Origin of the sequence: Pseudomonas sp. S32, from assembly GCF_016648095.1 — a bacterium.
Lineage (GTDB): Bacteria > Pseudomonadota > Gammaproteobacteria > Pseudomonadales > Pseudomonadaceae > Aquipseudomonas > Aquipseudomonas parafulva.
The window spans coordinates 66,313-92,214 of record NZ_JACVVF010000021.1; the positions used below are offsets into that span (position 1 = coordinate 66,313).

A 25,902-nucleotide genomic window follows, 5' to 3' on the forward strand; every position below is an offset into this window, starting at 1 on the left:
TATCCCTTTCATTGAGCAGCAGGCTGGAAACGTGTGGCCGTTACTGTAGTGCGCCGATATGACAGCCAAATCAGCCGAAGGAATGATTTGCCAGGCGCAGGTGTTGAGGGGTGGGCGTTGACGGGCGGTTGCAAGGGGCTGGACACTGGGTTGAAGCCTGCGATCAGCCCCCGGAGAACTCCATGCCCAGCCCGCGTCACGCCGTGTTTCTCGACCACCACTCCCTTGACCTTGGCGACCTTGACCTCTCGCCCCTGAAGCAGCAGTTCGACACCTTCGAACTGTTCGCGGCCACCCGCCCGGAGCACGTGGCAGAGCGCCTGCAAGGGGCAACCGCGGTCATCAGCAACAAGGTGGTACTGGATGCCGCAACACTGGCTGCCAACCCGCAGCTGAAGCTGATTCTGGTGGCTGCCACGGGCACCAACAACGTCGACCTGGCCGCTGCGCATGCGCAAGGCATCACCGTTTGCAACTGCCAGGGCTACGGCACCCCTTCAGTGGCCCAGCATACCCTGGCCCTGTTGCTGGCACTGGCCACCCGCCTGTGCGACTACCAGCAGGCCGTGCGTGAAGGCCGCTGGGCCCAGGCCAGCCAGTTCTGCCTGCTGGACTTCCCCATCGTCGAACTGGAGGGTAAAACCCTCGGCCTGCTGGGCCATGGGGAGCTGGGTGGCGCGGTGGCGCGGCTGGCCGAGGCGTTTGGCATGCGCGTGCTGAGCGGGCAGATACCCGGGCGACCCAGCCGCAACGACCGCCTGCCGCTCGATGAGCTGCTGCCTCAGGTCGATGCCCTGACCTTGCACTGCCCGCTCAACGAACAGACCCGGCACATGATCGGTGCCCGCGAGCTGGCGCTGCTCAAGCCCGGCGCCCTGGTGGTGAACACTGCCCGAGGCGGTTTGATCGACGAGCAGGCGCTGGCCGATGCCCTGCGCAGTGGCCACCTGGGCGGGGCGGCTACCGACGTGCTCAGCGTCGAGCCGCCGGCTCACGGCAACCCACTGCTCGAGCCCGGCATCCCACGCCTGATCATCACGCCCCACAGCGCCTGGGGCGCGGTGGAAGCCCGCCAGCGCATCGTCGGGCAGCTGGCCGAAAACGCTCAGGCCTTCTTCGCCGGGCAGGCGCGGCGAGTGGTCAGCTGAGCCAACGTGGCGCCTCTGGTACACTGCGCCACTTTTTCCGGAGGCCTCGTCCATGGACCCGCGTAGTCAAGTGTTGCTCCGCCAGGCAGAGCTGTTCCAAGGCCCGCTGCTGATAGCCGGAGCACCGGCTGACAACCTGCTCGGCCAGTTGCCTGAAGCCCATGCCTGGACCTGGCACGCCGGCGACCATGCAGCCTTGGCCAGCCGTTACGCAATGCGCAGCCACTGCGGGGTGGAACCACCGGCCGTGGCGTTCACTGCGGCCGTGCTGTTCCTGCCCAAGTCACGCGAACTGGCTGCCTACCTGCTCAATGCGCTGGCTGCACCGTTGGCGGGCGGCGAACTGTACGTGGTGGGGGAAAAACGCGGGGGTATCGAGGCCGTATCCAGGCAGTTGCAGGCCTTTGGCAAACCTCGCAAGCTCGACAGCGCCCGGCACTGCCAGCTCTGGCAGGTCACCGTCGAACAGGCGCCCCAGGCGCAGCCGCTTGAAAGCCTGGCGCAACGTTTCGAGCTGGACCTGCCAGACGGCCCCTTGCGCGTCACCAGCCTGCCGGGCGTGTTCAGCCATGGCCGCCTGGACCGGGGCACCGCCCTGTTGCTCAAGCACCTCGATGGGGTGCCGGACGGCCATGTACTGGACTTCGGTTGTGGTGCGGGCGTGCTGGGTGCTGCCGTGAAACGGCGCTATCCACAAAGCCGCCTTACACTGCTGGACGTGGACGCCTTTGCCGTTGCCGCCAGCCGCCTGACCCTGGCTGACAATGGCCTTGAGGGCGAGGTCATTCATGGTGACGGGATCGACGCAGCGCCTTTTGACCTGAGCCTGTTGCTGAGCAATCCACCGTTCCATACCGGCGTACACACCGACTACCACGCCTCGGAAACCATGCTGAAAAAATCCGCCGAACACCTGCGAAAAGGTGGCGAAATTCGCCTGGTTGCCAACAGTTTTCTGCGCTACCAACCGCTGATCGAAGCGGCGCTGGGCAACTGCCGGGTACGCGACGAAGCGGATGGGTTTCGGATTTATCAGGCGACACGTGGCTGAAAACAACGCTTGCCGAAACCGTTTCGCCTAGGCAGAATCCGCTCCGTCCTAGGGGAGTAGTCTCCCGCGAGCCACCCGCTCGCCCGGTACGCGTCAACACACTTGGTCCACAGACCATGGCGCGTGCGACCCACCATGCACCCTTGCATGGCCAGATCTGCGCAGACAGATCCAGGGTTTGACAAGACCTATGACACGCACACCTTACCCGGGGCGGGAAGGCTGTACGTGTCATAGCCGTGTCGACCCGCCCCCGTAGGAATCCTGATGCTGGAATCTCTGTTGGTCCCCACCGCCATCGTTGCGCTTGCCGAAATCGGCGACAAGACGCAATTGCTTGCGCTCATTCTTGCCGCGCGTTTTCGTAAACCGTGGCCGATCATTGCCGGTATCGTTGCCGCCACACTGGCCAACCATGCTGCGGCCGGCGCAGTAGGTGCGTGGTTTGGCAGTTTCTTCAGCGACGCCGCCCTGCACTGGATCCTTGCCGCAAGTTTCACCGCCACCGCACTGTGGACACTGGTACCGGACAAGATGGACGACGACGAGAACCCGGCGCGCCGCTTCGGCCCGTTCCTGACCACCCTCATCGCCTTCTTCCTGGCCGAAATCGGTGACAAGACCCAAGTGGCCACGGTGATGCTGGCCGCACAATACCCGCACCTGATCATGGTGATCGTCGGCACCACGCTGGGCATGCTGATCGCCAACGTACCCGTAGTGCTGGCGGGCAACTTCGCTGCAGACAAACTGCCGTTGACGCTGATCCGCCGCCTGGCAGCGGCTGCGTTCTTCGTGCTGGCCATCGTCGCGGTGTATTCGGCCATGAAGGCCAGCGGCTGGGTGGGCTGAAGGGGCTGCAAGCCGCCGGCATCTGCGGGCGGCTTGCACGGTTTTTATGGCTTGGCAGCAGCCTGGTACAGCGGCATCACCTTCGGAATGGCGGCCTGCAGCGAGGCAATGCGGCTGGCCGATGCGGGGTGAGTGCTCATGAACTCAGGCGGCGCCCCTTCCGAAGCCTTGCTCATCTTGTTCCACAAGGTGATGGCTGCGTTAGGGTCGTAGCCGGCGCGGGCCGACAACTCAAGGCCGATCAGGTCGGCTTCGTTTTCGTTGGCACGGCTGTTGGGCAGGGTCATGGCGTAGTTCACCACGGTGTCGGCCAGGGCCATGCTGTCCTGGCCGAGGCCCAGGAGGGCACCGGCACCGGAACGGGCCATTTGCACGCCGTAGGCTTTGGACATTGCCTCGCGGCTGTGTTCACGCAGGGCGTGGGCGATCTCGTGGCCTACTACGGCGGCGATCTCGGCGTCGTTGAGGTTGAGCTGATCGATCAGGCCGGTGTAGACAATGATCTTGCCGCCCGGGCCGCAGTTGGCGTTGAGTTCGTCACTCTTGATCACGTTGACTTCCCAGTTCCACTGGGCGGCATCGGGCCGGAACTTGGGGGCCTGGGCGATCAAGCGGTTGGCAATGGCCTGTACGCGCCGGGCATCGGCGCTGGACTTGTCCAGCAGCCCTTTGCTGGAGGCCTCGCCCAGGGTCTGCTGATAAGACTGGGCGTACATCTTGTTCACTTCATCGGGCGACAGCATGCTGAACATGTACTGCTTGCGCTCTACACCCACGGAGCCGCCACTGGTGGTGTTCACCGCCTGGCAACCAGCCAGCAGGATGCCAGCACTCAGCAGGCTGACGACTAAACCTTTACGCATGAAATCACTCCCTTTCGACATGCGCCGTATCCTAGGATGACTCAAGGGTTGCCCGCCATAGCCGCAGGTAAGAATTTACCCACGTAGACGCGGCCGCAGGTATCGGTGGGCGTACACCAGCCCACCTGATCGTGCACCTTTGGATCGCATCAGGCCGGGGTCAAGCACTCCGGGGCATCCAGCTTCGGGTCGTTGACGAAATGGGCCAAGGCGCGCTCGCGCAGGGGCGCAGGCGGGCTCGCCAGCAACTCCTGCAGGCGGCTCAGTGGTGTCAGCGGGTCCAGCCAGGCTTCGCGCCCCGCTTCGTCCAGTATCAGGGGCCGGCGCTGGTTCACCGCGGCCTGCGTCACCACCGCGCAACTCAACCACACCTGGCCCTGCACCGGGTACGCCTCCCAGATGGCCGCGAAGTACAACGACGCCCCCTCGCCTGGCGTTAGCCAGTAGGGCCGTTTGCGCACGCTGCCACGCCATTCGTAAAAGCCGTTGGCCGGCATCAGGCAGCGGCGCTGGCGAAAGGCTTCGCGGAACATCGGCTGTTCGGCCAGGGTTTCGGCCCGGGCATGGGCAGGGGTACGTGACAGGTCGGTCAGCCAGGCGGGCGTCAAGCCCCAGCGCACCCTCGCCACCTCCGGCCCACCCTCGAGCTGGCGCTGGATGAGCACCGAGGCACCCGGCGAAATGTTCCATTGGGCGGGGTGACCGACCGGGAAGCCTGGCAGGCTGGCCAGTGCCTGAGGCCAGCGAAACAGGGCATAACGTCCACACATGGGGGAATTCTGAACCTAGCAGATCAAGGTACCGGGGAAACTCTCCGGTTCGTCGCCAACCATCGGCTGGGCGTCATTGTACGCATCGATCAACTGCCGTGCGTACTCGGCGTGCTCATCGTCCACCGCCAGGCCCAGCAGACCGTGAATCGGCAATTCACCGGCTGCGCCCACCAGGTCGCGGCCCACCAGATGTGCGCGCACCCCCTCGCTGGCCAGCATACCGGCCAGCATTTCCGCCTCAAGCAGGTTTTCGGGTTCGTAGATACGCCGCATCACGCATCGTCCTCACGTCTGACATCGAGCATCCATTCGTCATCGTGCACCTGCAAGCTGAAGATCACCGGCTGGCAGCACACCTGGCAGTCCTCAGTGTAAACCTGATCACCCGCCGAGAGGTCGACGGTGGTTTCCACCCGCTCGCCACAATACGGGCAATCATAGAAGTCGGTTTCCAGCATCGGGGCCTCCGCGGTGACTTATGCGTATAATTGCCGGTCTGTTTACAGGGCCCGTGTGCGTCCGAGCCGTTTTTCGGAGCCCGCCCCTACCTTATTACCCTAGCCGTTTCCAACAAGAGAGCATGATGGGCGAATTCGATGCCATCCGACCCTACGACGACGCTGAGGTCCCTGCCGTGCTGGCAAGGCTGTTCAGCGACCCGGCATTTCTCGATATTCTCACGCACTTCCGTTTCCCCCTTGCGGCCGGCGCTTTCGGCTGGTTGCTCAAACCGCTGATCGCCCGGCGCCTGCGCAAGGAATTCGCCGGTGTGACCTGCGTTTCCACCTTGCAGGACAAGGTGGAGTACTACGTCGACCAGACAATCGACCGTGCTACCGATGGCGTCACCTATACCGGGGTCGAGCAACTCAAGGCTGGCACTGCCTATCTGTTTCTGGCCAACCATCGCGACATCGTGATGGACCCGGCCTTCGTCAATTACGCGGTGTACCACGCTGGCCTGCCGACCCCGCGCATTGCCATCGGCGACAACCTGCTGCAGAAGCCGTTCGTCAGCGACATGATGCGCCTGAACAAAAGCTTCATCGTGCACCGGTCCATCACCGGGCGCCGCGAGAAGCTGGCGGCCTACCAGTTGCTCTCGGCCTACATCAACCACTCCATCCGCAACGATGCCACTTCGATCTGGATCGCCCAGGCCGAAGGCCGCGCCAAGGACGGTGACGATCGCACCGACTCGGCCATCCTCAAGATGTTCCACATGAGCCGCAAGGACGAAGCCTTCGGTGCGGTCATCCAGAGCCTGAACCTGACGCCTGTTTCGATCAGCTACGAATACGACCCCTGCGACCAGGCCAAGGCTCGCGAACTGTATATCCGCGCCACCACCGGCACCTACAAGAAGGCGCCAGGCGAGGACGACCAGAGCATCGCCAAGGGCATCACCGGCTACAAGGGCCGGGTGCACATCAACTTTGCCGCGCCGGTCACCGAGTACCACGAAGACGCCAAGCAACTGGCTGCTGCAGTCGACCGGCAGATTCTGGCCGGCTACCGGTTGTTCCCGGTGCACTACCTGGCCTACGCGATGTGGGCAGACAAGGACGATACCCTGCAGGTGCCCGCCGCCGACAAGGTGTTCCCGGCCGACGAACTGGCCAAGGCCAAAGAGGAGTGGCAGCGCCGCCTGGATGCCTGCCCGCCCGAGCAGCAGCCTTACCTGGTGCTGCAGTATGCGACCCCTGTGCGCAACCAGTACCAGGTCAAGCAGCAGGCACCCGTAGCCTGATCCCCTGCGTGGGGCGCAGCGCGCGCCCCTTCCTCATTTAATTTCACCTGTCACGCGTTCGTCATCAGAACAGGCCACCCTGTCGGCCTTTCAACGAACCGGAGCCCGTTCATGCTGCACGCCGAAAACCAGGACCGCCTCTATCTGGTCGCTCAGAGCGACGAGCAACAGGCATTGATCGACGGTTTCGCCATCAACGTGCAAGATCGCCAGTGGCTGGTTTACTGCGCCCTCGGCGGGCACATGCATGACCATTGGCCAGAGGTGGACACCGGCACCGGTATCAGCGTGCTGGACTTTCACATCGAAGCGGCCTGAGCACCGCAGAGGCAAAAAAACCGCTGCCCTGTGTGGGGGCAGCGGTTGGGGGCCTGCGAAGCCACAGATTACCGCGCCAGCGTCTGGCCGATGCTTGGGTCCTTGAACAGACGGGTCAGCGCATCGCTCAGTACATCGCCCACCAGCTGGGTGTTGGTGTCCTGGTTGGGGGCCATGCCAAACCGCTGGTCCAGCGAAGCACCATAGCGGCCACTGTAGCGGCGGCCGTTGTTGCTGACATCGGCGCGGAAGGTGGCGCCAATGGTGGCTTCGGTCACGTACAGGTTGTCTTTGGGGGACTGGTACTTGAGCTCAGCCAGGGTCACGGTCAGCTGCGGCGCACTGCCTGCACCAGAAGTGGGGGTAAAGCCCAGCAGGCGCACGGCGGCTTCGGCTTGGGCCTGCAGCTTGGGCACCACGTCATTGGCGTTGACGCTGATGGTGCTGGTTTCCGGGTACATGCCACCGCGCGTCCCCAGGGACGGCGACGGCCGGCCATCGACCACACGCACCACCACTGGCTGGCCATTGCCCACCGGAGCAAGCGGCGCGGTCAGTTTGGGTTGTGGGCTGAGTTGTTGCGGACTGTGGGCACAGCCGACCAGGCTGAGGCTGGCTACGGCGATCAAACCGAACAACAGACGTTGCAACATGCGCGTTTCTCCAGAAAGTGCGGCGAAGGTGCACAGTATACCTAGCGGCGGGGCCTGGCCTGCAAGCGGCATGCGAGGCCAGTGCGCGCTGTCACAATCGTTTAATCGGCTACCCCTTATGCTTGCGCCAGGCCTCACTGCACAGGACACCTGCCATGGCTTCGCTCTGGAACCTGCTACTGCAACGTAAACCCGGCAACGCCTACGCCCGGCTCGACGGCACGGGCAAATGCCTGGCCTTCATGCAATGCCGGCAGCTACCCAGCGGCGGCGGCTGGGTACAGGTTCACGATATCCACCTTGCCTGGCTGGGCCGCGAACTGCCGGCCAGCGCCCGGGTTTGCAACCGTGCAAGCCGCCCCTGGCATCAGCGCATCCTCGCAGCTTGAAAAACGCTGCAATAAAACCACGAATTGACGACATTTCTCCCCGCGACATCGCTATAATCTCCCCCCGATTATAAGGACGTCTCCTGATCGGGCCCCGCACTCGCCGTCTGACCCCGGCAACTTCACCCGCCTCGCCCACAGAGAGCCTTCCACTCAGGTCTTGCATCGGCTGTCGTGCCTGCTTTTCCGGCCCTTCACACTGCATGAACCTGCGGGTTGCCATCGCGCAGTCCCCTTTTGAGGTTCACGTCTCCAAAAGAGCGTGGAAAAAACGGTTTTCACTACTTCACAAGAGTGTGGCGAGCAAATGAACAATCTGGCATGTGCAAAAGCAGCAGATGTGTCCCGAACAGCCCTGAACAGGCGGCAAGAACCCTCATCCCGGATGCGTGTCTGAGCCGTTCCATATCGCACGCACGACACCTTGACCATAAGTCGAATTGCCGCACCCATGGCAAACAGGGTTCAATGTAGCAACCCCAAGACTGACTGGCGGTGTCCGCGAACGCTTCAAGAACTGCGAAAAGTCGGACATGGCGATCCTGGCGAACCCGGTATGCCGTGCTGTCAATTAGGTAGCTGTAGAGTGTGGAGACGCGGTAAATGGCGCAGAACGAATCGGTTGATGTAGTACTGGTAGGCGCGGGCATCATGAGTGCCACCCTGGCCGTACTGCTCAAGGAGCTTGACCCGGGCCTCAAGCTCGAGGTCGTCGAGGCGATGGACTCTGGAGCCGCAGAGAGTTCCAACCCGTGGAACAACGCAGGCACCGGCCATGCTGGCCTGTGCGAGCTCAACTATACGCCCCAGGCCGCCGATGGCAGCATCGACATCAAGAAGGCGGTGCACATCAATACCCAGTTCGAGGTGTCCCGCCAGTTCTGGGCCTACCTGAGCAAAAAGGGCAACTTCGGGCCGGCACGCGCATTCGTCAACCCGGTCCCGCACCTGAGCTATGTCGAGGGTGACAAGGGTGTCGCATTCCTCAAGAAGCGCTACGAGCTGCTCAAGCAGCACCACGCCTTCGCCGACATGGAATACACCGAAGACAAGGCCGTGATGAACGAGTGGATGCCGCTGATGATGCCGGGGCGCCCAGCCGACCAGCACATCGCCGCCACCCGTGTGCTCAAGGGCACCGACGTGAACTTCGGCGCACTGACCAACAAGCTGCTCAAGCTGCTGGGCGATGCGCCCGACGCGCAGGTCAAGTACTGCAAGAAGGTGGTGGGCCTGCGCCGTAACGGCGACGGCTGGACCGTGAGCATCAAGGACGTCAACAGCGGTGGTAGCCGTGAGGTGGACGCGCGCTTCGTCTTCCTGGGCGCAGGTGGCGCTGCCCTGCCCCTGCTGCAGGCTTCCGGCATTCCAGAGAGCAAAGGCTTCGGCGGCTTCCCCGTGAGTGGCCAGTGGCTGCGCTGCGACAACCCGGAGATCGTCAGCCAGCACCAGGCCAAGGTCTACAGCCAGGCTGCCGTGGGCGCACCGCCCATGTCGGTGCCGCACCTCGACACCCGGGTGGTCGATGGCAAGAAATCCCTGCTGTTCGGCCCCTATGCAGGCTTTACCACCAAGTTCCTGAAGCACGGCTCGCTGATGGACCTGCCCCTGTCGGTGCGCATGGGCAACATCGGCCCTATGCTGGCGGTGGCCCGCGACAACATGGACCTGACCAAGTACCTGGTCAGCGAAGTGATGCAGTCGATGGAGCAGCGCCTGGAGTCATTGCGCCGCTTCTACCCACACGCCAAGGCCGAAGACTGGCGCCTGGAAGTGGCCGGCCAACGGGTGCAGATCATCAAGAAAGACCCGAAAAAAGGCGGCGTGCTGCAGTTCGGCACCGAGCTGGTGGCAGCCCAGGACGGCAGCCTCGCAGCGCTGCTGGGCGCATCGCCTGGCGCTTCGGTGACGGTGTCGATCATGCTTGAGCTGATCGAGCGCTGCTTCCCGGACCAGGCCAAGGGTGCATGGGCTGCCAAGCTCAAGGAAATCTTCCCGGCACGGGAAAAGACCCTGGCAACCGACGCGGCGCTGTATCACAAGATCAGCGCGGACAACGACGCAGCATTGGACCTGGCTGAAGACAGCCCGGCGGCCAAGCACTACGCGTGATTACTGACTGGGGCTGCGTTGCAGCCCCAACCCTTCCGCTTACGCACGTGCGTTGTCGATAATCTCAATGTATTCGGGCGCGTTACGCTGGTCGGCGATCTGCTCAACGAAGGTCTTGCCGTGCTCGTCCTTGCCGTCCAGGTCCAGGCCGGCTGCCACAAAGAAGCCCACAAAACGCTGGAAATCATCGACGCGCAGGCCACGGTAGGCTTTAACCAGCTTGTGCAGCGACGGCGAAGTCACACCATCTGCCGGCTCAAACTGAAGAAACGACTTGATGTAGTCGTCGCTGATTTCGTCACCGATTACCTGTTTCTTGTCTTTACGCATTGCCGACTCCAACTGGACCATCACGGGATTTCGAAGGCCGGCAGTGTACCCCCCGCAGCCAGCGCGCCTCAACGCGTACGTACGGTACCTGTGTGCAGGTCAGCCCAGATATGGCCGTTACCGTAGGTCAGAAACTGCACATACACCGTCTCGTTGCGCAGCAGGTCCATGATCACCCTGTAGTCGCTGACGGGGTAGTTCAGGCCAAGGGTCTTGGTTTTCTCGTCGTACACCGGCTTTTTCAGGCTTTTGGCGGCCTCTCCATCGAAGGTCAACAGCACCTGGGTGATGGTGGCACCCTTGCTCAATGGCTTGCCTTTCAGGCGCACCTGCAAGGTGGAGGTGATGGGGATGGGCTGTTGGTCGGACTGGCGCTGGGCACCCACCACCACGGCGTAGTCGGTCACCTGAAGCAATTGCTGGCCGGTGGGCGCCTGCTGGCGCAAGGCCTGGTCGTCAGGCGGAAGGAACTGGCTGTGCATCGGTGCGGCGGCCAGGGGCAGGCTGACCGCCAGCAGGAACGGGAGAATCGCACGCATGTAAGGCTCCTTGGCATGAAGGAGCACTCTAGCATGCTGTACCAGGGCCGTGAGGCTGGCGCCGTGTTACATGCCTTTGACGGCAAAAATGCCGTTGGCGTTGCGCCAGTAACCTTTGTAGTCCATGCCATAACCGAAGATGTATCGGTCGATGCAAGGCAGACCGACATAGTTGGCTTTGAGGTCGGGGCTGGCCTTGCGGTCGTGTTCCTTGTCGATCAGTACCGCGGTGTGCACCGTGCGCGCACCGGCGTGCTTGCAGAACTCGATGATGGCGCTGAGGGTGTGGCCTTCGTCGAGGATGTCATCGACGATGAGCACGTCGCGATCGATGAACGATACCTCTGGCTTGGCCTTCCAGAACAGCTCGCCGCCGCTGGTCTGGTTGCGGTAACGGGTGGCATGCAGGTACGAGGCCTCAAGCGGGAACTGCAGGTGCGTCAGCAGCTTACCGGAGAAGATCAGGCCACCGTTCATCACGCAGAACACCACCGGGTTCTTGTCATGCAGGTCCTTGCAGATCTGCTCGCCGACCTTGGCGATCGCCGCCTCGACTTCGGCTTCGGTATACAGGCAGTCGGCTTCACGCATCACTTGGCGAATATGCTCGAGATCGGCGGACATTGCGCTCTCCAGGGGGGCATTTTGGAAAAGCGGGCAAAGGTACGCATCCGCTCGCCACAGATCAAGCGTTTATGGACTAACGTGCAGAATGATCAGACGACAGCACAGGCTGAATAGATTAATCTAGCGCGGTTTTTTTGCCCGCCTTTCGGAGCCCCCTATGCCCACCCGTGAGATCCGCCACCCGCTGATCCGCCACAAGCTCGGCCTCATGCGCCGTGCCGACATCAGCACCAAGAACTTTCGCGAACTCGCCCAGGAAGTCGGCGCCCTTCTGACCTATGAAGCCACCCAGGACCTGCCCCTCGAAACCTACGAGATCGACGGCTGGTGTGGCAAGGTTGCGGTAGAGAAAATCGCCGGCAAGAAAATTACCGTCGTGCCGATTCTGCGTGCCGGTATCGGCATGCTCGACGGCGTGCTCAGCCTGGTACCGGGTGCCAAGGTCAGCGCCGTCGGCGTGGCCCGCAACGAAGAAACCCTCGAAGCACACACTTACCTGGAAAAACTCGCGCCCGATATCAACCAGCGCCTGGCACTGATCATCGACCCGATGCTGGCAACTGGCGGCTCCATGGTCGCGACCATCGACTTGCTGAAAAAGGCCGGTTGCCGGGAAATCCGCGCCATGGTCCTGGTCGCCGCCCCCGAGGGCATCCAGGTGGTCGAGAAAGCCCACCCGGACGTGCAGATCTTCACCGCCTCCATCGACGAGCGCCTGAACGAGCACGGCTACATCGTGCCGGGCCTGGGTGATGCCGGTGACAAGATCTTCGGCACCAAGCAGAAGGACGCCTGACCATGCAGGACGGCTTCAACGACCCGCTCTGGCGCCAGGTCGTTTCGGGCGCGCAGATGCTCTTCGTGGCATTCGGAGCGCTGGTGCTGATGCCCTTGATCACCGGCCTGGACCCGAACGTCGCACTGTTCACCGCAGGCATCGGCACGCTGCTGTTCCAGCTGGTCACCGGCCGCCAGGTACCTGTGTTCCTGGCCTCGAGCTTTGCCTTCATCACCCCTATCATCCTCGCCAAAGGCCAGTTTGGCCTGGCCGAAACCATGGGCGGCGTGATGGCCGCGGGTTTCGTGTACACCTTCATGGGGCTGATGGTAAAAATCAAAGGCACCGGCTTCATCGACCGCACGCTACCGCCCGTGGTGATCGGCCCGGTGATCATCTCCATTGGCCTGGCCATGGCACCGATCGCGGCCAACATGGCGATGGGCAAGGCTGGTGATGGCAGCGTGCTGCTGCCTTATAAAACCGCCATGCTTATCTCCATGCCAGCGTTGCTCACCACCCTGATCGTGGCGGTATTCGGCAAAGGCATCTTCCGCTTGGTGCCGATCATTGCGGGTGTGCTGGTGGGGTTTGCCCTGTCGTTTGCCTTTGGCGTGGTCGATACCGCCAAGATCGCCGCTGCACCCTGGCTGGAGCTGCCCAACTTCACCGCCCCGGCGTTCAACTGGCAGGCCATCCTGTTTATCGTCCCGGTCGCCCTGGCGCCGGCAATCGAACACATTGGTGGCGTTATCGCGGTGGGCAGCGTGACCGGCCGTGACTACCTGAAAACGCCCGGGCTGCACCGCACGCTGCTCGGTGACGGCCTGGCCACCACAGCAGCCGGCCTGTTTGGCGGGCCGCCCAACACCACCTACGCCGAGGTGACTGGCGCGGTGATGCTGACCAAGAACTACAACCCGAAGATCATGACCTGGGCTGCGCTGTTCGCTATTACCCTGGCCTTCATCGGCAAGTTCGGCGCCCTGCTGCAAAGCATCCCAATCCCTGTGATGGGCGGCATTCTGTGCCTGCTGTTCGGCTCCATTGCCGCCGTGGGTTTGAACACCATGATCCGCCACAAGGTGGACCTGGCCGAGGCGCGCAACCTGGTGATCGTTTCGGTGACGCTGGTGTTCGGTATCGGCGGCGTACTGGTGGGCACTGGTGACGGGCCGGATGACTGGGGACTGAAGGGCATCGCCCTGTGCGCTATCGTGGCTATTGCACTGAACCTGATCCTGCCGGGCAACGACGCCTGGAAGCACAAGAAACTGGATGACCAGTTGCCTTGAGGCAGCAATGACCAACAGGCCCTGCTGCGCGCTCAGCGGCAACAGGGCCTGCCACACCCCGAGTGTCAGGCCTTTTCACACAGGTCTGCAAGCACCCTCGCCCACTCCGGGTGGTCGTTCATGCAGGGCACCAGCACCAGTTCACGCCCGCCTGCCTCGATGAACTGCTCGCTGCCACGCATGCCGATTTCCTCCAGCGTCTCGATGCAGTCGGCGACGAAGGCCGGGCACATCACCAGCAGCTTTTTCACACCGGCCTTGGCCAGTTCGTCCAGGCGCGTTTCGGTGTATGGCTCAATCCATTTGTCCCGGCCTAACCGCGACTGGAACGACACCGACCACTTGCCATCGGGTATGCCCATCTTGCGCGCAAAGGCTTTGGCAGTAGCCAGGCACTGGCCGCGGTAGCACACCGCCTGCACCGCAGCACTGGCCCCCTCGCAACAGTCGGCTGCCCGCAAGTCATGCCGGGTGCCCTTGGGGTAGAGTTTTTTCAGGTGCCGCTCCGGCAGGCCATGGAAGCTGAGCAGCACGTGGTCGTAATCCTGCTGCAGATACGGCCGTGCGCTGGCCACCAGCGCATCGATGTAGTCCGGCTGGTCATAGAACGGCTGCAGCACGCGCATCTGCAGGGGCAGGTGGCGCTCGGTGATGGTGTCCTTGGCAAGCTCAACCACCGTAGTGACGGTGCTGTCGGCGAACTGTGGATACAGCGGCGCCAGGGTCACCTTGCGCACGCCTTGCGCGGCCAGCCGTTCCAGCACGTCTGGCAGGGCCGGCTGGCCATAGCGCATGGCAATCTCTACCGGGCCGTGGGGCCAGTGCTCGACCATCGCCGCCTGCAAGCGCCGGGTCAGCTCCACCAGTGGCGAGCCTTCATCCCACCAGATAGAGGCGTAGGCATGGGCAGACTGCTCGGGCCGCTTGATCAGGATCAGCGATACCAGCAGGCGGCGGATGGGCCAGGGCAGGTCGACCACATACGGGTCCATCAGAAACTGGTTCAGGTAGCGGCGCACATCGGCTACCGAGGTGGAGGCCGGTGAACCCAGGTTGACCAGCAACAGGGCGTGATCAGTCATGCAACATCCTTAGTCAGAGGCGGCTGGACAGGTTGCCCAGCGCCGATTGCAGATCGTTGAAGCGAAAGCTGTAGCCTGCAGCCAGCAAGCGCGCCGGGCGGGCCCGCTGGCCGCCCAGCAGCAGGCTGGACATTTCACCTAGCCCAGCCTTGAGCAGCAGTGCAGGTACCGGCAGCACCGCGGGGCGGTGCAACGCCTTGCCCAGCGCCCGGGCAAAGTCACGGTTGCGCACCGGCTCAGGGGCGCAGGCATTATAAGGACCGCTGGCTTCGCCATGCTGCAACAGAAAATCAATCAGGGCGACCTGGTCGTCTATATGGATCCACGGCATCCACTGCCTGCCGTTACCCAACGGGCCGCCCAGGCCCAGCTTGAACGGCAGGCGCAGACGTGACAGGAACCCGCCATCGCTGGCCAGCACCAGCCCGGTGCGCACCAGCACCACACGGATACCCTGGGCCTGGGAACGTTGGGCGGTTTCTTCCCATGCAATGCACAGCTGGCTGGCAAAGTCTTCCCGTACCGGAGGGGATTCTTCGGTCAGCTCGCGTTCGCCGCCATCGCCATACCAACCCACCGCGGAACCGGAAATCAATACCTGCGGCCGTTGTTCGCGGCTACCCAGCCACGCCAGCAACTGTTCGGTCAGGGTGATACGGCTGGCCCACAGCAAGTTGCGCCGGGACGCCGTCCAGGGCCAATCAGCGATGGGCGCGCCGGCCAGGTTGACCACGGCGTCCAGCGGTTCATCGGCGGGTAACTGCTCCAGCCGGGCAATGCCCCGTACCCCCTTGCCGCACAGCGCAGGCACCTGGTCCGGGCGGCGGCTCCACACCGTCAGCCGATGGCCCTGTGCAAGCCAGTAACGGCACAGATGCCGCCCAATCAATCCGGTGCCGCCCGTCAGCAATATGTGCATGGCTGTGTCCTCGCAGAATACGGCGGTGGTCTATTTTTAACATCAAGGCACTTTTTGGACCCGACGCTCTCCGATAAACATAGGCCAACCTTTCCGTGGAAGCGGAATAACCTTATACAGATTTTCTGGATTGTACAGGTTTGCCTGACAGCGTAGTCTGCTCATAGCAAGGTTTGAGAGGCCATCATGACTGTACCTATTGCCATCATCGGGGCCGGTATCGCCGGCCTGTCCGCCGCTCAGGCGCTACACAAGGCCGGGCAGACCGTGCACCTGTTCGACAAGGGGCACGGCAGTGGCGGGCGCATGGCCAGCAAACGCAGCGAGGCTGGCGCCCTTGATCTGGGCGCGCAGTACTTCACCGCCCGCGACCGTCGCTTCGTCGACCAGGTGCAGCAGTGGGTGGCGGCCGGCTGGGCCGCCCAGTGGAAACCCCAACTGTACAACTACCGCGACGGCCAACTGACGCCCTCCCCGGATGAGCAGACCCGCTGGGTGGGCGTGCCGCGAATGAGTGCCATCACTCGCGGCCTGTTGACAGACATGACAGTGAATTTCAGTTGCCGCATCGCCGAGGTGTTCCGCGGCAAGCAGTATTGGCACCTGCAGGACACCGAGGGGTGCAGCCATGGGCCCTACAGCCGGGTGATCATCGCGGTGCCGGCCCCCCAGGCAACGCCTTTACTGGCGGCCACGCCCAAGCTCGCCGCCGTCGCGGCGGGCGTGCAGATGGAGCCCACCTGGGCCGTTGCACTTGGTTTCCAGGCAGCCCTGGAGACGCCTATGCAAGGGTGCTTCGTGCAGGACAACCCGCTCGACTGGCTGGCCCGCAACCGCAGCAAACCCGGCCGTGACGAGCAGCTGGACACCTGGGTGCTGCATGCCACCTCCACGTGGAGCCGGCAACATATCGACCTGGCCAAGGACGAGGTGGTAGAGCAGCTGTGGGGCGAATTCGCCGAGCTGGTAGGCTGCGTGGTGCCTGCACCGACGTTCGCCCTTGCACACCGCTGGTTGTATGCACGTCCAGGTGGCAACCATGAATGGGGGGCCCTGGCCGACGCCGACCAAGGCTTGTACGCCTGCGGTGACTGGTGCCTGTCGGGGCGCGTGGAGGGCGCCTGGCTCAGTGGCCAGGAGGCTGCAAGACGCCTGCTCGAGCACCTGGAGTGAAGGCGTATATACAAAATACTGGTTTCAATGAAGCCAGCGATGTGCTGGAATAAACTTGTACAAGGTTAAATTTACGTACAGGTTTAACGGAGGCAGCCATGCACGACCCTGCAACCCACCACAAGCCACGCATCGCCATCAGCGCCTGCCTGACCGGGCACAGCGTTCGCTATAACGGTGGCCACAAGGCCTCCGACCTGTGCCGCGCTCAGCTGGAAGAGCATTTCGAATGGACCCCGGTATGCCCCGAGGTTGCAATCGGCCTGGGTGTGCCCAGAGACCCGATCCGCCTGGTCGGTAACCCGGATCACCCTGAAGTGGTGGGCACGCGCAACCCCGGCATGGACCTCACCGGCCCCTTGCGCGCCTACGGCGAGCAGATGGCCAACGAGCTTGACGACATCTGCGGCTATATCTTCATGCAGAAGTCGCCCTCCTGTGGCCTGGAGCGGGTAAAGGTGTACCAGGACAACGGCCACCCCGCCTTCCACAGCGGGCGCGGTGCCTACGCTCAGGCATTTTGCGAACGCCGGCCTGACCTGCCTGTGGAAGAAGAAGGCCGCCTGCATGACCCCGTGCTGCGTGAAAACTTCATCAGCCGGGTGTATGCCTACGCCGACTGGCAGCGGGTACTGGCCGAAGGCCTGAACCGCGGGGCGCTGGTCAATTTCCATTCGCGCTACAAGTACCTGTTGATGGCCAACAACCCCCAGGCTTACCGAACCCTGGGGCGCATGCTGGGCACCCTGAGCAAGGACGATGATCCGCTGGTGGTGGGCCCGCAGTACTTCTCCGAGCTGATGCAGGCATTGCGTCGCTGCGCCAGCCGCGGCACTCACAGTAACGTGCTGCAGCACCTGAGCGGTTATTTCAAGGATGCCCTTACGCCTTCGGACAAAAGCGAGCTACAGGAACTGATCGGCCAATACCAGCAAGGGGTCGTACCCTTGGTCGTGCCGCTGACCCTGCTCAAGCACCACTTGCGCAACCACCCCGACCCGTATCTGCAGCAGCAGGCGTACCTGCAGCCGCACCCTGAAAGCCTGGGGCTGCGCAATGCGGTCTGAAGTACTGTTGCCTATCGGTGAGCTGGCCCGCCGCACTGGCGTCAATCCCGTTACCTTGCGTGCCTGGGAACGCCGCTATGGGCTGCTCAAGCCCCAACGTACGCCAAAGGGGCATCGCCTGTACCCGGTGGAACAGGTTGAGCGCGTCGAATCGATCCTGGCCTGGTTACAGCGCGGCGCGTCGGTCAGCCAGGTGGGCGAGCTGCTCGACAAACCGCTGGGTACGCCGCCCCAAAGCGACTGGCAAGCCAGGCAGGTGCAGATGCTGGAGGCCATTGCCAACCTGTCGCAGCGCACCCTTGACCACCAGCTCAACCAGGCGATGGCACTGTACCCGGCCGTGACCCTGTGCGAACAACTGTTGCTCCCCTTGCTGAACCACCTGGAGCTTCGCTGGCGCACCTACTTCAACGCACGCCTGGAACAGGCGTTCTTCCATACCTGGTTGCGCAGCAAGCTGGGCGCGCGCGTCTACCACGACAATCAGTTGCTGCAGGGCCCGGCGGTGCTGCTGGCTGAAAACAGCGATCGTGCATTCAACCCCGAGCTGTGGTTGTGCGCCTGGCTGCTTACCAGCAATGGGTTTGCCGTGGAAGTGCTCGAACAGGCGCTGGCCGGCGCGCAGCTGCAAAGCGCAGTGGCGACGCTGCACCCACGTGCCGTCCTGCTGCACCTGGGGCCCCGCATCGATGCCAGAGCCCTGCAGCGTTCGCTGCATGGGCTGGGTGTGCCGACGCTCGTCGGCGGTAGCCTGGTGGCGTTGCATCAAGCGCAACTGAGCCACCTCGACTTACCCAACCTTGCCCTGTTCGACACCCCGCAAGCTGCCTTGCGACTGCTTCAGAACCCATAGCCGCCAGCCCGGAGAATTCATTAGCCTATGCACTTGACCTGGCTACGCAGCGACCTGCGCACCGATGACAACACCGCACTCAGCGCCGCCAGTGAGCGCGGCCCTACCCTCGCCCTCTGGCTGGTCAGCCCCGAACAATGGCTGGCCCACGACGATGCCCCGTGCAAGGTCGACTTCTGGCTGCGCAACCTGCGTGAACTGCGCCAGTCGCTCGAAGCGCTGAATATTCCGTTGTTGATTCGCAAGGTCGACACCTGGGACCAGGCACCCGACGCCGTACTGCAGGTATGTCGCAAGCACCACGTGCAAAGCGTGCACTGGAACGAGGAATACGGCATCCACGAACAGCGCCGCGATGACGCAACCAGGACCTTGCTGGAGCGCTCCGATATTCAGGCCCACAGCCACCTGGACCAGTTGTTGTTCCGCCCGGGTACCGTACTGACACGAAGCGGCGACTACTTTCAGGTGTTCAGCCAATTCAAGAAGAACTGCCTGGAGCACCTGCACCGTGGGCTGCCGTCACTGGCGCCACGGGTGAAACGCCAGGCGGCCCTGTCGATCAGCAGCGACCCCATCCCGCAGCATGTAGACGGCTTCGATAAACCGGCCAAGTCCCTGCGAGACCTTTGGCCTGCCGGGGAAAACGAAGCACAGGAACGGTTGTCACGGTTCGCCGACGAAACCATCGTGGATTATGAACACTTGCGCGACCTGCCGGCCAAGCCTGGTACCAGCCGCCTTTCCGCCTACCTGGCAGCTGGCGTGATTTCGCCCCGCCAATGCCTGCACGGCGCCTTGGCCAGCAACCATGGCGAGTTCGACAGTGGCAACCCAGGTGTGCAGACCTGGATCAACGAGCTGATCTGGCGCGAGTTCTACAAACACATCCTCACTGGTTACCCACAGGTGTCGCGGCACCGTGCATTCCGCTCCCATACCGAGGCATTGCCCTGGCGCCACGCCCCCAAAGAGCTGAAGGCCTGGGAAGAAGGCCGCACGGGTTTCCCGATCATCGATGCGGCCATGCGCCAGTTGCTGAAAACCGGGTGGATGCACAACCGGCTGCGCATGGTCACTGCCATGTTTCTCAGCAAGAATTTGCTGATCGACTGGCGCCATGGCGAACGGCACTTCATGCGCCACCTCATCGACGGCGACCTGGCGGCCAACAATGGTGGCTGGCAGTGGAGTGCCTCGACCGGTACCGATTCAGTGCCCTATTTCCGCATCTTCAACCCCGTCTCGCAATCGCAGCGGTTCGATCCCCAGGGGCGTTTCATCCGTGAGTGGGTGCCTGAACTGCGGGACCTTGATGACAAAAGTATTCATGACCCTAGCGGTTCTGCTGCCAAAATCAGTGCTAGTCTGTATCCACGTCCACTTGTAGATCTCCGTAGCAGTCGCCAGCGAGCACTGGAGGCGTTCAAAGCTCTCCAACGCTAGCAGTCGTATAGAGGGCATCGATCTTGTCTAACTCACGTAGTTTCTGGGTTACAGGAGCATCAAACGGGCTAGGAATGGCGCTGGTAGAGCACCTGCTGCTGCAAGGTCATCGTGTCGCCGCCAGCGGTAGCCCCGATGCGTTGGCACCCCTTCATCATGACCGGTTTCTACAGCTGCCAGGGCTGTTGCAGGGGGCACCGGAGGCGGCTGAAGCCGGGCAGTTGCTCGAGCAGGCCTGGGGGGCACTTGATTGCCTGATCATCAATGCCGGGACCGGTGATTACCTGGCCGGTGACATAGCCCGTGATGCGCTGTTCGAGCACCTTATCGAGTCCAACCACCTGGCCACGCAGCTGAGCCTGGCTGCGGCGGTGCCTTTGCTGGAGCGCGGTAGCGCACCTCAGGTAATGGCCGTATTCAGCCGTTACACGGCATTGCAGATGTACGCACCTACACAAGTCGCTGCCGGTTGGAACAACACGGTGCAATGGGTGCGTGAACAGCGCGAAGCGCTTCAGGCACAAGGGATTGATGTAACGGTGGTAGCGCCGCTTGCAGTCGACTCCCAGGTCACGGCTGCGCCCGTCATACCTGAGGCGTGGACGGCTGAGACTGCGGCGCAGGAACTGCTCAAACGGTTGGCCGAACGCCTCCCCGAGCTTGTGCTCGAGGTGCTGCACCCGGCCAGCCTCTGGCCGATGCCAGGCACGTGACAAGCAACTGTATTGCAGCGTTTGCCGCGCTTAGCTTCTACAACCCAAACCGTTCAACGCTACCCGGCTGCCCCCACAACACCGGCAGCACGCCCAGGAGCGAAGCCGGGTCGCCACTGGTCCACAGCTGCGTATCGCGTGCTGGCCCGGTAGCCAGCAGGTCTGCACCTTCCAGAAGCCTGTGCAGTTGACGCGCCACCGCAGCGCCGGTGTCGATGATCGCCACGTGAGCAGGCACCAGTTGCGCCAGCAACGGGCGCAGGAACGGGTAGTGGGTGCAGCCCAATATCAGCGTATCGCACCCTGCGGCCATCAGCGGCTCAACGTACCCCTGCAACCGCTCACGCAGTGCATGGCTTGCCAGGTCTCCGGTCTCAATCAACTCGACCAGGCCCGGGCACGGCTGGGTGATGACGCGGACGTCGCTGGCAAAGCGATCGAGCAAGGCAGCAAACTTGGCACTCTGCAGCGTACCCGTGGTGGCCAGCACCCCGACTACCCCAGAGCGGGTCGCCGCTGCAGCGGGCTTGACCGCTGGCTCCATGCCCACCAATGGCCAACCCGGGTAATGCGCGCGAAGGTCGGCAACTGCCGCGACGGTAGCCGTGTTGCAGGCCAGCACCATGGCCTTGGCGCCCTGCTCATGGAAGAACCCCGCGATGCGACGGCAGCGGTCGCGGATGTAATCGGCGGACTTCTCGCCATAGGGTACATGGCCACAGTCGGCCACATACCACAGCGTTTCGTTGGGCAGCAGGCGGCGGATCTCAGCAAGCACCGACAGGCCACCCACGCCCGAGTCCATGACGCCGATGGGCGCCGAGCGCTCAGCCATCGCGCTTGCCGCAGACCGGGCAGGCCGGGTCGCGCTTGACCCGCAGCTCGCGAATACGGGTACCCAGCGCATCGATCAGCAACAGCCGGCCCACCAGGGGTTCACCAAAGCCTGCCAGCAGCTTCATGGCCTCAAGCGCCTGCAGGCTGCCCACCAGGCCTACAAGCGGGCCGATCACGCCGGCTTCGCTGCAGGTCAGCTCAGCCTCGCTACCCTGCCCATACAGGCAGTGGTAGCACGGGCTGTAGTCACGGCGAGGGTCGAAAACCGACAGTTGCCCCTCGAGACGAATGGCCGCCCCACTGACAAGCGGCTTGCTGCCGGCAACGCAGGCGGCATTCACCGCCTCGCGGGTAGCGAAGTTGTCCGAGCAGTCCAGCACCAGGTCTACCGCCGCCACCGCAGCGGCCAACGACGTATCATCCAGCGCTTGCCGGTGGGCAACCAGGGTGATTTCGGGGTTGATCGCCTGCAAGCGTTGCATGGCCGAGTCGACCTTGGTCATGCCAACGCTGGCGCTGTCGTGGATCACCTGGCGTTGCAGGTTGGTCAGGTCGACGGTGTCGAAGTCCGCCAGGTGCAGCTCCCCCACCCCTGCCGCCGCCAGATACAGGGCCACAGGAGACCCCAGCCCCCCCAGGCCGACGATCAACGCCTTGCTCTGCTTGAGGCGCAACTGGCCATCGATATCGATCTGCGACAGCAGTACCTGGCGGCTGTAGCGCAGCAGCTCCTGGTCGCTCAGCATGGCAGACGCCCCAGGGTGATGCGCTCATGGCCGCCAAGGTCGGTGCGGCTGTCTACATCAGCAAAACCGTGACTGGCCAGCAGCGCGCGAACCGCCGCAGCCTGATCATAACCGTGCTCCAGCAACAGCCAGCCACCCGGGACCAGGTAAGCCGGTGCCTGGGCGGCGATGATGCGCAGGTCATCCAGGCCGTCGGCCCCGGCCACCAGTGCACTGCTGGGCTCGAACCGCACATCGCCGGCGCCCAGGTGCGGGTCTGCAGCGCGAATGTAGGGTGGGTTGCTGACGATCAGGTCAAAGCGCTGGTCTTCGAGGCTGTCGAACCAGTGGCTCAACTGCACGCGGGCATTGGCCAGGCCAAGGCGCTGGCGGTTGCGCTCGGCCAGCGCCGCGGCCTCGGGTACCCGGTCGACCGCCGTCACCTGCCAGGCCGGGCGCTCGCTGGCCAGGGCCAGGGCGATGGCGCCGGTGCCGGTACCCAGGTCAAGCACCCGGGCCGGCAGCGCGGGCTGCAACTCCAGCGCCGTTTCCACCAGCAGCTCGGTGTCTGGCCGCGGGATCAGCGTGTGCGGTGCCACTTCCAGGTCGATCTTCCAGAAGCCCTGCTGGCCAAGAATATAGGCAACCGGCTCGCCGCCACGGCGGCGTTGCAGGTAACTGGCGTAGGTCTGCGCGGCCTCGCTGCTGACAATGCGTTCGGGCCAGGTGTGCAGGTAGCTGCGCGACTTGCCGATGGCTGCAGCCAACAACAGCTCGGCATCCAGGCGCTCGGTGGGCGACTCGGGTAACTGCGCGTTGCGCAGCAGGCTGGCGATGATGGTCATCAGTCCCCCAGGGCGGCCAGTTGATCGGCCTGGTATTCGGCCAACAGCGGTTCAATCACGGCCTCGACACCGCCTGCCAGCACATCGTCCAGCGAGTACAGCGTGAGGTTGATACGGTGGTCGGTCACCCGGCCCTGTGGATAATTGTAGGTACGGATACGCTCGGAGCGGTCACCGGACCCCACCAGCAGCTTGCGCTCACTGGCAATGGCGTTCTGTGCGGCGCTGGTTTGCATATCATTGAGCTTGGCCGACAGCCACGACATGGCGCGGGCGCGGTTCTTGTGCTGCGAGCGCTCTTCCTGGCACTCGACCACGATGCCGGTAGGCAGGTGGGTAATACGGATGGCCGAGTCGGTTTTGTTGACGTGCTGCCCGCCCGCGCCGGAGGCGCGGTAAGTGTCTACGCGCAAGTCGGCAGGGTTGATCTCGATGGCAGCCTGTTCGTCGGGCTCAGGCAGTACCGCCACGGTGCAGGCCGAGGTATGGATACGGCCCTGGGACTCGGTCTCCGGCACACGCTGAACACGGTGCGCGCCGGACTCGAACTTGAGCTTGCCGTACACATTCTCGCCTTCGACGCGGGCGATGATTTCCTTGTAGCCGCCATGCTCGCCCTCGTTCTCGGAGAGGATTTCCAGCCGCCAGCCGCGCTTTTCGGCATACCGCGAGTACATGCGGAACAGGTCACCAGAGAAAATCGCCGCCTCGTCGCCCCCGGTACCGGCGCGGATCTCGAGGAACACGTTGCGCCCGTCGTTGGGGTCCTTGGGCAACAGCATGCGCTGCAACTGGGACTCCAGCACCACCAGTTGTTCCTTGGCTTCGCGGACTTCTTCCACGGCCATTTCACGCATGTCCGGGTCACTGTCCTTGAGCAGCGCCTGGGCGCCCTCAAGGTCAGCCTGCACCTTGCGCCACTCCCTGTAGGCGGCGTACACCGGCTCAACTTCGGCGTATTCGCGGGAATAGCCACGAAAGCGAGTCTGGTCGGAGATAACTTCGGCATCACCGAGCAGTGCGGTGAGTTCTTCGAAGCGGTCCTGGAGAATGTCCAGTTTGTTCAGCAGCGACGCTTTCATTGCGGGGATTTGTCCGTGGAGCCCTCGTTGAGGGCAAACAGTTCCTGGGCCATGGCCAGCGCTTCAAGGCGGCCTTCGGCCGAGAGCCTTTTCATGTGCACGCTGGGTGCGTGCAGCAGTTTGTTGGTAAGCCCCCGGGCCAACTGGGCCAACACCTCTTCGGGGTTGCCGCCATTGGCCAGCAGGCGCTGGGCTTTTTGCAGTTCTTCATCGCGCAGGCGTTCGCTTTGCTGGCGGTAGGCCCGCAGCACATCCACCGCGGCCAGTTCACGCAGGCGCGCCATGAAATCTTCAGCACCCACGGCAACCAGCTCTTCGGCGGCCTGAGCGGCGCCCTGGCGGCTCTTGAGGTTTTCGGCAACCACATCGTGCAGGTCGTCGACGGTGTAGAGGTACACGTCATCCAGCTCGCCCACTTCGGTTTCGATATCGCGGGGTACGGCGATGTCGACCATGAAGATGGGCTTGTGGCGGCGTTGCTTCAAGGCACTTTCCACCGCCCCCTTGCCCAGGATCGGCAACTGGCTGGCGGTGGAGCTGATGACGATGTCGCTGTTGGCGAGTTCCTGGGGGATGTCGGCCAGCAGCACGGCGTGGGCACCGAACTGCTCGGCCAGGATACTGGCGCGTTCCAGGGTACGGTTGGCCACGACAATGCGCCGCACACCTTGCTCGTGAAGGTGGCGGGCGACCAGGGTGATGGTTTCGCCAGCCCCGATGAGCAGGGCCTGGCTGCGTGCCAGGTCGCTGAAGATCTGCTTGGCCAGGCTGACTGCGGCAAAGGCCACCGACACGGGGTTTTCGCCAATGGCCGTGTCGGTGCGCACCTGCTTGGCGGCGCTGAAGGTGGCCTGGAACAGGCGCCCGAGCAACGGCCCGACGGTACCGGCCTCGCGGGCCACGGCATACGCGGATTTCATCTGGCCGAGAATCTGCGGCTCGCCGAGCACCAGCGAGTCAAGGCCGGAGGCCACGCGCATCATGTGCTTCACGGCGTCATGCTCTTCGTGCACGTAGGCGCTGGCACGCAGTTCGTCCAGGCTGAGGCGGTGATAGTCGGCCAGCCACAGCAGCACGTCCTCGGCGGACAGCTGATCCTGCGCCAGGTAAAGCTCGCTGCGGTTGCAGGTGGACAGGATCGCCGCTTCACGGCTTGAGGTGAGGCGGCAGAGCTGCTGCAGGGCGTCTACCAACTGCTCAGGGGTAAACGCCACGCGCTCGCGTACGTCTACCGAGGCAGTCTTATGGTTGATACCAAGTGCGAGAAAGGCCATGCAAAATCGCTGGTTGTGACGAGAAGCCGGTAATTGTCCTCCTTCGGCGGTTGCAGGACAAGCTTGACGCTGGAAACTTCAACCGGACGACGACCGATAGTATATAAGCGGTAATTAACCTTACCCACAAAATACGCTGTAAATTATTAACATCTATTTATAAAGCACGCCAAATAAGTTCCACACCCTCCACGCCCTACACCACATTCCGTCAACGCCCCGACACTCGCCATTCCCATGGCCTTTTAATCAGGCAAAACTTAATCTCACGCGTGCTCTTACTCTCGCTTTTGACTTGGCTTTTGATCTGGCTTTTGATCTTGATCTTGATCTTCGCGACTTCAGGAGGCCGAACGAAGGGCTTGCGGAGGGAGGTGACGGGCATGGATGCCCGTCAAGCGCTGAGGC

At 63.1% G+C, this 25,902-nt stretch carries 28 protein-coding genes, 1 pseudogene and 1 riboswitch; of the genes and pseudogenes, 14 read left to right on the top strand and 15 right to left on the bottom strand.

What is annotated here, in order from left to right; genetic code table 11:
* Window positions 1–182: 182 nt before the first annotated feature.
* The 3 genes from IAE38_RS13600 to IAE38_RS13610 all read left to right on the top strand — a co-directional run bounded on the left by IAE38_RS13600 (window position 183) and on the right by IAE38_RS13610 (window position 3,051).
* On the top strand, window positions 183–1,148 hold the full coding sequence (locus IAE38_RS13600) for a 2-hydroxyacid dehydrogenase (RefSeq protein WP_201217998.1): 966 nt from the start codon (window positions 183–185) through the stop codon (window positions 1,146–1,148).
* Between the two features lie 52 nt (window positions 1,149–1,200).
* The gene (locus IAE38_RS13605) at window positions 1,201–2,199 is read left to right on the top strand and encodes a class I SAM-dependent methyltransferase (RefSeq protein WP_201218000.1); all 999 of its coding nucleotides are present in this window, start codon (window positions 1,201–1,203) and stop codon (window positions 2,197–2,199) included.
* Between the two features lie 38 nt (window positions 2,200–2,237).
* Window positions 2,238–2,379, top strand: a riboswitch (yybP-ykoY riboswitch).
* 87 nt (window positions 2,380–2,466) lie between these two features.
* Complete coding sequence (locus tag IAE38_RS13610; protein ID WP_028631661.1) at window positions 2,467–3,051, top strand: TMEM165/GDT1 family protein; 585 nt, start codon at window positions 2,467–2,469, stop codon at window positions 3,049–3,051.
* Window positions 3,052–3,095: 44 nt separating this feature from the next.
* Here IAE38_RS13610 and IAE38_RS13615 read toward each other — a convergent pair whose 3' ends face one another.
* From IAE38_RS13615 to IAE38_RS13630, 4 genes are all read right to left on the bottom strand, one after another.
* The gene (locus tag IAE38_RS13615; RefSeq protein WP_028631662.1) at window positions 3,096–3,914 is read right to left on the bottom strand and encodes a M48 family metallopeptidase; all 819 of its coding nucleotides are present in this window, start codon (window positions 3,912–3,914) and stop codon (window positions 3,096–3,098) included.
* A gap of 149 nt (window positions 3,915–4,063) precedes the next feature.
* Entirely contained in the window at window positions 4,064–4,684 is a 621-nt protein-coding gene (locus IAE38_RS13620; protein WP_201163743.1) for an SOS response-associated peptidase, read from the bottom strand.
* A gap of 15 nt (window positions 4,685–4,699) precedes the next feature.
* Window positions 4,700–4,960: a putative signal transducing protein gene (locus IAE38_RS13625; RefSeq protein ID WP_028631664.1), complete on the bottom strand. Its 261-nt coding sequence runs from the start codon at window positions 4,958–4,960 to the stop codon at window positions 4,700–4,702.
* On the bottom strand, window positions 4,960–5,145 hold the full coding sequence (locus tag IAE38_RS13630) for a CPXCG motif-containing cysteine-rich protein (RefSeq protein ID WP_201163742.1): 186 nt from the start codon (window positions 5,143–5,145) through the stop codon (window positions 4,960–4,962). Before IAE38_RS13630 ends, IAE38_RS13625 begins: the two co-directional genes overlap by 1 nt.
* 125 nt (window positions 5,146–5,270) lie before the next feature.
* Between IAE38_RS13630 and IAE38_RS13635 the strand changes: the two genes are divergently transcribed.
* Both IAE38_RS13635 and IAE38_RS13640 read left to right on the top strand, forming a co-directional pair.
* Window positions 5,271–6,437: a 1-acyl-sn-glycerol-3-phosphate acyltransferase gene (locus IAE38_RS13635; protein ID WP_201218001.1), complete on the top strand. Its 1,167-nt coding sequence runs from the start codon at window positions 5,271–5,273 to the stop codon at window positions 6,435–6,437.
* Between the two features lie 111 nt (window positions 6,438–6,548).
* Window positions 6,549–6,755 carry a hypothetical protein gene (locus IAE38_RS13640; protein ID WP_201163740.1) on the top strand — a complete coding sequence of 69 codons (207 nt, stop codon included), beginning with the start codon at window positions 6,549–6,551 and terminating at the stop codon, window positions 6,753–6,755.
* A gap of 68 nt (window positions 6,756–6,823) precedes the next feature.
* Here the strand turns inward: IAE38_RS13640 and IAE38_RS13645 are convergent, their stop codons facing one another.
* Window positions 6,824–7,408: a YajG family lipoprotein gene (locus IAE38_RS13645; protein WP_201218002.1), complete on the bottom strand. Its 585-nt coding sequence runs from the start codon at window positions 7,406–7,408 to the stop codon at window positions 6,824–6,826.
* Between the two features lie 155 nt (window positions 7,409–7,563).
* On the opposite strand from IAE38_RS13645, the gene IAE38_RS13650 reads away from it, so the two are divergent.
* Together IAE38_RS13650 and mqo are read left to right on the top strand one after the other, a co-directional pair.
* Window positions 7,564–7,797, top strand: a complete 234-nt coding sequence (locus IAE38_RS13650) for a hypothetical protein (protein ID WP_028631669.1) — start codon at window positions 7,564–7,566, stop codon at window positions 7,795–7,797.
* Between the two features lie 603 nt (window positions 7,798–8,400).
* The gene (mqo, locus tag IAE38_RS13655) at window positions 8,401–9,909 is read left to right on the top strand and encodes a malate dehydrogenase (quinone) (RefSeq protein ID WP_201163739.1); all 1,509 of its coding nucleotides are present in this window, start codon (window positions 8,401–8,403) and stop codon (window positions 9,907–9,909) included.
* Window positions 9,910–9,948: 39 nt separating this feature from the next.
* On the opposite strand, the gene IAE38_RS13660 is transcribed toward mqo, so the two are convergent.
* The 3 genes from IAE38_RS13660 to IAE38_RS13670 form a co-directional block, all read right to left on the bottom strand.
* A complete protein-coding gene (locus IAE38_RS13660) occupies window positions 9,949–10,239 on the bottom strand; it encodes a PA4642 family protein (protein ID WP_028631671.1) in 291 nt (96 codons plus the stop codon).
* Between the two features lie 68 nt (window positions 10,240–10,307).
* Complete coding sequence (locus IAE38_RS13665) at window positions 10,308–10,778, bottom strand: hypothetical protein (RefSeq protein WP_201163737.1); 471 nt, start codon at window positions 10,776–10,778, stop codon at window positions 10,308–10,310.
* A gap of 66 nt (window positions 10,779–10,844) precedes the next feature.
* Window positions 10,845–11,402, bottom strand: a complete 558-nt coding sequence (locus tag IAE38_RS13670; protein WP_028631673.1) for a hypoxanthine-guanine phosphoribosyltransferase — start codon at window positions 11,400–11,402, stop codon at window positions 10,845–10,847.
* A 160-nt stretch (window positions 11,403–11,562) separates the two neighbouring features.
* Between IAE38_RS13670 and upp the strand changes: the two genes are divergently transcribed.
* On the top strand, window positions 11,563–12,201 hold the full coding sequence (upp, locus tag IAE38_RS13675) for a uracil phosphoribosyltransferase (RefSeq protein ID WP_028631674.1): 639 nt from the start codon (window positions 11,563–11,565) through the stop codon (window positions 12,199–12,201).
* Window positions 12,202–12,203: 2 nt separating this feature from the next.
* The gene (locus tag IAE38_RS13680) at window positions 12,204–13,478 is read left to right on the top strand and encodes a uracil-xanthine permease family protein (RefSeq protein WP_028631675.1); all 1,275 of its coding nucleotides are present in this window, start codon (window positions 12,204–12,206) and stop codon (window positions 13,476–13,478) included.
* Between the two features lie 65 nt (window positions 13,479–13,543).
* Here IAE38_RS13680 and hemH read toward each other — a convergent pair whose 3' ends face one another.
* Together hemH and IAE38_RS13690 are read right to left on the bottom strand one after the other, a co-directional pair.
* The gene (gene hemH / locus IAE38_RS13685; protein WP_201218003.1) at window positions 13,544–14,560 is read right to left on the bottom strand and encodes a ferrochelatase; all 1,017 of its coding nucleotides are present in this window, start codon (window positions 14,558–14,560) and stop codon (window positions 13,544–13,546) included.
* Window positions 14,561–14,573: 13 nt separating this feature from the next.
* Complete coding sequence (locus tag IAE38_RS13690) at window positions 14,574–15,479, bottom strand: TIGR01777 family oxidoreductase (RefSeq protein WP_201218004.1); 906 nt, start codon at window positions 15,477–15,479, stop codon at window positions 14,574–14,576.
* A gap of 186 nt (window positions 15,480–15,665) precedes the next feature.
* Between IAE38_RS13690 and IAE38_RS13695 the strand changes: the two genes are divergently transcribed.
* From IAE38_RS13695 to IAE38_RS13715, 5 genes and pseudogenes are all read left to right on the top strand, one after another.
* A complete protein-coding gene (locus IAE38_RS13695; protein WP_201218006.1) occupies window positions 15,666–16,652 on the top strand; it encodes an NAD(P)/FAD-dependent oxidoreductase in 987 nt (328 codons plus the stop codon).
* A gap of 98 nt (window positions 16,653–16,750) precedes the next feature.
* Window positions 16,751–17,719, top strand: a complete 969-nt coding sequence (locus tag IAE38_RS13700) for a YbgA family protein (protein ID WP_201218007.1) — start codon at window positions 16,751–16,753, stop codon at window positions 17,717–17,719.
* Window positions 17,709–18,609, top strand: a pseudogene (locus IAE38_RS13705) (MerR family transcriptional regulator). The gene IAE38_RS13700 and the pseudogene IAE38_RS13705 overlap by 11 nt, the downstream one beginning before the upstream one ends.
* Complete coding sequence (gene phrB / locus IAE38_RS13710; protein WP_201218009.1) at window positions 18,600–20,018, top strand: deoxyribodipyrimidine photo-lyase; 1,419 nt, start codon at window positions 18,600–18,602, stop codon at window positions 20,016–20,018. Before IAE38_RS13705 ends, phrB begins: the two are co-directional and overlap by 10 nt.
* 23 nt (window positions 20,019–20,041) lie before the next feature.
* Window positions 20,042–20,731 (top strand): SDR family oxidoreductase, encoded by a 690-nt coding sequence (locus tag IAE38_RS13715; protein ID WP_201218011.1) that lies wholly within the window; start codon window positions 20,042–20,044, stop codon window positions 20,729–20,731.
* A gap of 37 nt (window positions 20,732–20,768) precedes the next feature.
* Here the strand turns inward: IAE38_RS13715 and murI are convergent, their stop codons facing one another.
* Genes murI through hemA form a run of 5 tightly spaced genes read right to left on the bottom strand, consistent with a single transcriptional unit; the run spans window position 20,769 to window position 25,494 of the window.
* Complete coding sequence (gene murI, locus IAE38_RS13720; RefSeq protein WP_201163730.1) at window positions 20,769–21,566, bottom strand: glutamate racemase; 798 nt, start codon at window positions 21,564–21,566, stop codon at window positions 20,769–20,771.
* Window positions 21,559–22,314 carry a molybdopterin-synthase adenylyltransferase MoeB gene (locus tag IAE38_RS13725; protein ID WP_201163729.1) on the bottom strand — a complete coding sequence of 252 codons (756 nt, stop codon included), beginning with the start codon at window positions 22,312–22,314 and terminating at the stop codon, window positions 21,559–21,561. Before IAE38_RS13725 ends, murI begins: the two co-directional genes overlap by 8 nt.
* The gene (gene prmC, locus IAE38_RS13730) at window positions 22,308–23,138 is read right to left on the bottom strand and encodes a peptide chain release factor N(5)-glutamine methyltransferase (protein ID WP_201218012.1); all 831 of its coding nucleotides are present in this window, start codon (window positions 23,136–23,138) and stop codon (window positions 22,308–22,310) included. Before prmC ends, IAE38_RS13725 begins: the two co-directional genes overlap by 7 nt.
* On the bottom strand, window positions 23,138–24,220 hold the full coding sequence (gene prfA / locus IAE38_RS13735) for a peptide chain release factor 1 (protein WP_201218013.1): 1,083 nt from the start codon (window positions 24,218–24,220) through the stop codon (window positions 23,138–23,140). Before prfA ends, prmC begins: the two co-directional genes overlap by 1 nt.
* Window positions 24,217–25,494 (bottom strand): glutamyl-tRNA reductase, encoded by a 1,278-nt coding sequence (gene hemA, locus IAE38_RS13740; protein WP_028631686.1) that lies wholly within the window; start codon window positions 25,492–25,494, stop codon window positions 24,217–24,219. The genes prfA and hemA overlap by 4 nt, the downstream gene beginning before the upstream one ends.
* Between the last annotated feature and the right edge of the window lie 408 nt (window positions 25,495–25,902).

What these genes read in the sequence shown, in the direction of transcription:
- IAE38_RS13635 (WP_201218001.1), top strand. Translation starts at nt 5,271, where the DNA reads ATGGGCGAATTCGATGCCATCCGACCCTACGACGACGCTGAGGTCCCT.
- IAE38_RS13605 (WP_201218000.1), top strand. Translation starts at nt 1,201, where the DNA reads ATGGACCCGCGTAGTCAAGTGTTGCTCCGCCAGGCAGAGCTGTTCCAA.
- IAE38_RS13660 (WP_028631671.1), bottom strand. Translation starts at nt 10,239, where the DNA reads ATGCGTAAAGACAAGAAACAGGTAATCGGTGACGAAATCAGCGACGAC.
- IAE38_RS13725 (WP_201163729.1), bottom strand. Translation starts at nt 22,314, where the DNA reads ATGCTGAGCGACCAGGAGCTGCTGCGCTACAGCCGCCAGGTACTGCTG.
- hemA (WP_028631686.1), bottom strand. Translation starts at nt 25,494, where the DNA reads ATGGCCTTTCTCGCACTTGGTATCAACCATAAGACTGCCTCGGTAGAC.
- IAE38_RS13615 (WP_028631662.1), bottom strand. Translation starts at nt 3,914, where the DNA reads ATGCGTAAAGGTTTAGTCGTCAGCCTGCTGAGTGCTGGCATCCTGCTG.
- IAE38_RS13670 (WP_028631673.1), bottom strand. Translation starts at nt 11,402, where the DNA reads ATGTCCGCCGATCTCGAGCATATTCGCCAAGTGATGCGTGAAGCCGAC.
- murI (WP_201163730.1), bottom strand. Translation starts at nt 21,566, where the DNA reads ATGGCTGAGCGCTCGGCGCCCATCGGCGTCATGGACTCGGGCGTGGGT.
- IAE38_RS13640 (WP_201163740.1), top strand. Translation starts at nt 6,549, where the DNA reads ATGCTGCACGCCGAAAACCAGGACCGCCTCTATCTGGTCGCTCAGAGC.
- prmC (WP_201218012.1), bottom strand. Translation starts at nt 23,138, where the DNA reads ATGACCATCATCGCCAGCCTGCTGCGCAACGCGCAGTTACCCGAGTCG.
- IAE38_RS13695 (WP_201218006.1), top strand. Translation starts at nt 15,666, where the DNA reads ATGACTGTACCTATTGCCATCATCGGGGCCGGTATCGCCGGCCTGTCC.
- IAE38_RS13610 (WP_028631661.1), top strand. Translation starts at nt 2,467, where the DNA reads ATGCTGGAATCTCTGTTGGTCCCCACCGCCATCGTTGCGCTTGCCGAA.
- upp (WP_028631674.1), top strand. Translation starts at nt 11,563, where the DNA reads ATGCCCACCCGTGAGATCCGCCACCCGCTGATCCGCCACAAGCTCGGC.
- IAE38_RS13625 (WP_028631664.1), bottom strand. Translation starts at nt 4,960, where the DNA reads ATGCGGCGTATCTACGAACCCGAAAACCTGCTTGAGGCGGAAATGCTG.
- IAE38_RS13630 (WP_201163742.1), bottom strand. Translation starts at nt 5,145, where the DNA reads ATGCTGGAAACCGACTTCTATGATTGCCCGTATTGTGGCGAGCGGGTG.
- IAE38_RS13620 (WP_201163743.1), bottom strand. Translation starts at nt 4,684, where the DNA reads ATGTGTGGACGTTATGCCCTGTTTCGCTGGCCTCAGGCACTGGCCAGC.
- IAE38_RS13700 (WP_201218007.1), top strand. Translation starts at nt 16,751, where the DNA reads ATGCACGACCCTGCAACCCACCACAAGCCACGCATCGCCATCAGCGCC.
- IAE38_RS13645 (WP_201218002.1), bottom strand. Translation starts at nt 7,408, where the DNA reads ATGTTGCAACGTCTGTTGTTCGGTTTGATCGCCGTAGCCAGCCTCAGC.
- IAE38_RS13680 (WP_028631675.1), top strand. Translation starts at nt 12,204, where the DNA reads ATGCAGGACGGCTTCAACGACCCGCTCTGGCGCCAGGTCGTTTCGGGC.
- hemH (WP_201218003.1), bottom strand. Translation starts at nt 14,560, where the DNA reads ATGACTGATCACGCCCTGTTGCTGGTCAACCTGGGTTCACCGGCCTCC.
- IAE38_RS13690 (WP_201218004.1), bottom strand. Translation starts at nt 15,479, where the DNA reads ATGCACATATTGCTGACGGGCGGCACCGGATTGATTGGGCGGCATCTG.
- IAE38_RS13600 (WP_201217998.1), top strand. Translation starts at nt 183, where the DNA reads ATGCCCAGCCCGCGTCACGCCGTGTTTCTCGACCACCACTCCCTTGAC.
- phrB (WP_201218009.1), top strand. Translation starts at nt 18,600, where the DNA reads ATGCACTTGACCTGGCTACGCAGCGACCTGCGCACCGATGACAACACC.
- mqo (WP_201163739.1), top strand. Translation starts at nt 8,401, where the DNA reads ATGGCGCAGAACGAATCGGTTGATGTAGTACTGGTAGGCGCGGGCATC.
- IAE38_RS13665 (WP_201163737.1), bottom strand. Translation starts at nt 10,778, where the DNA reads ATGCGTGCGATTCTCCCGTTCCTGCTGGCGGTCAGCCTGCCCCTGGCC.
- prfA (WP_201218013.1), bottom strand. Translation starts at nt 24,220, where the DNA reads ATGAAAGCGTCGCTGCTGAACAAACTGGACATTCTCCAGGACCGCTTC.
- IAE38_RS13650 (WP_028631669.1), top strand. Translation starts at nt 7,564, where the DNA reads ATGGCTTCGCTCTGGAACCTGCTACTGCAACGTAAACCCGGCAACGCC.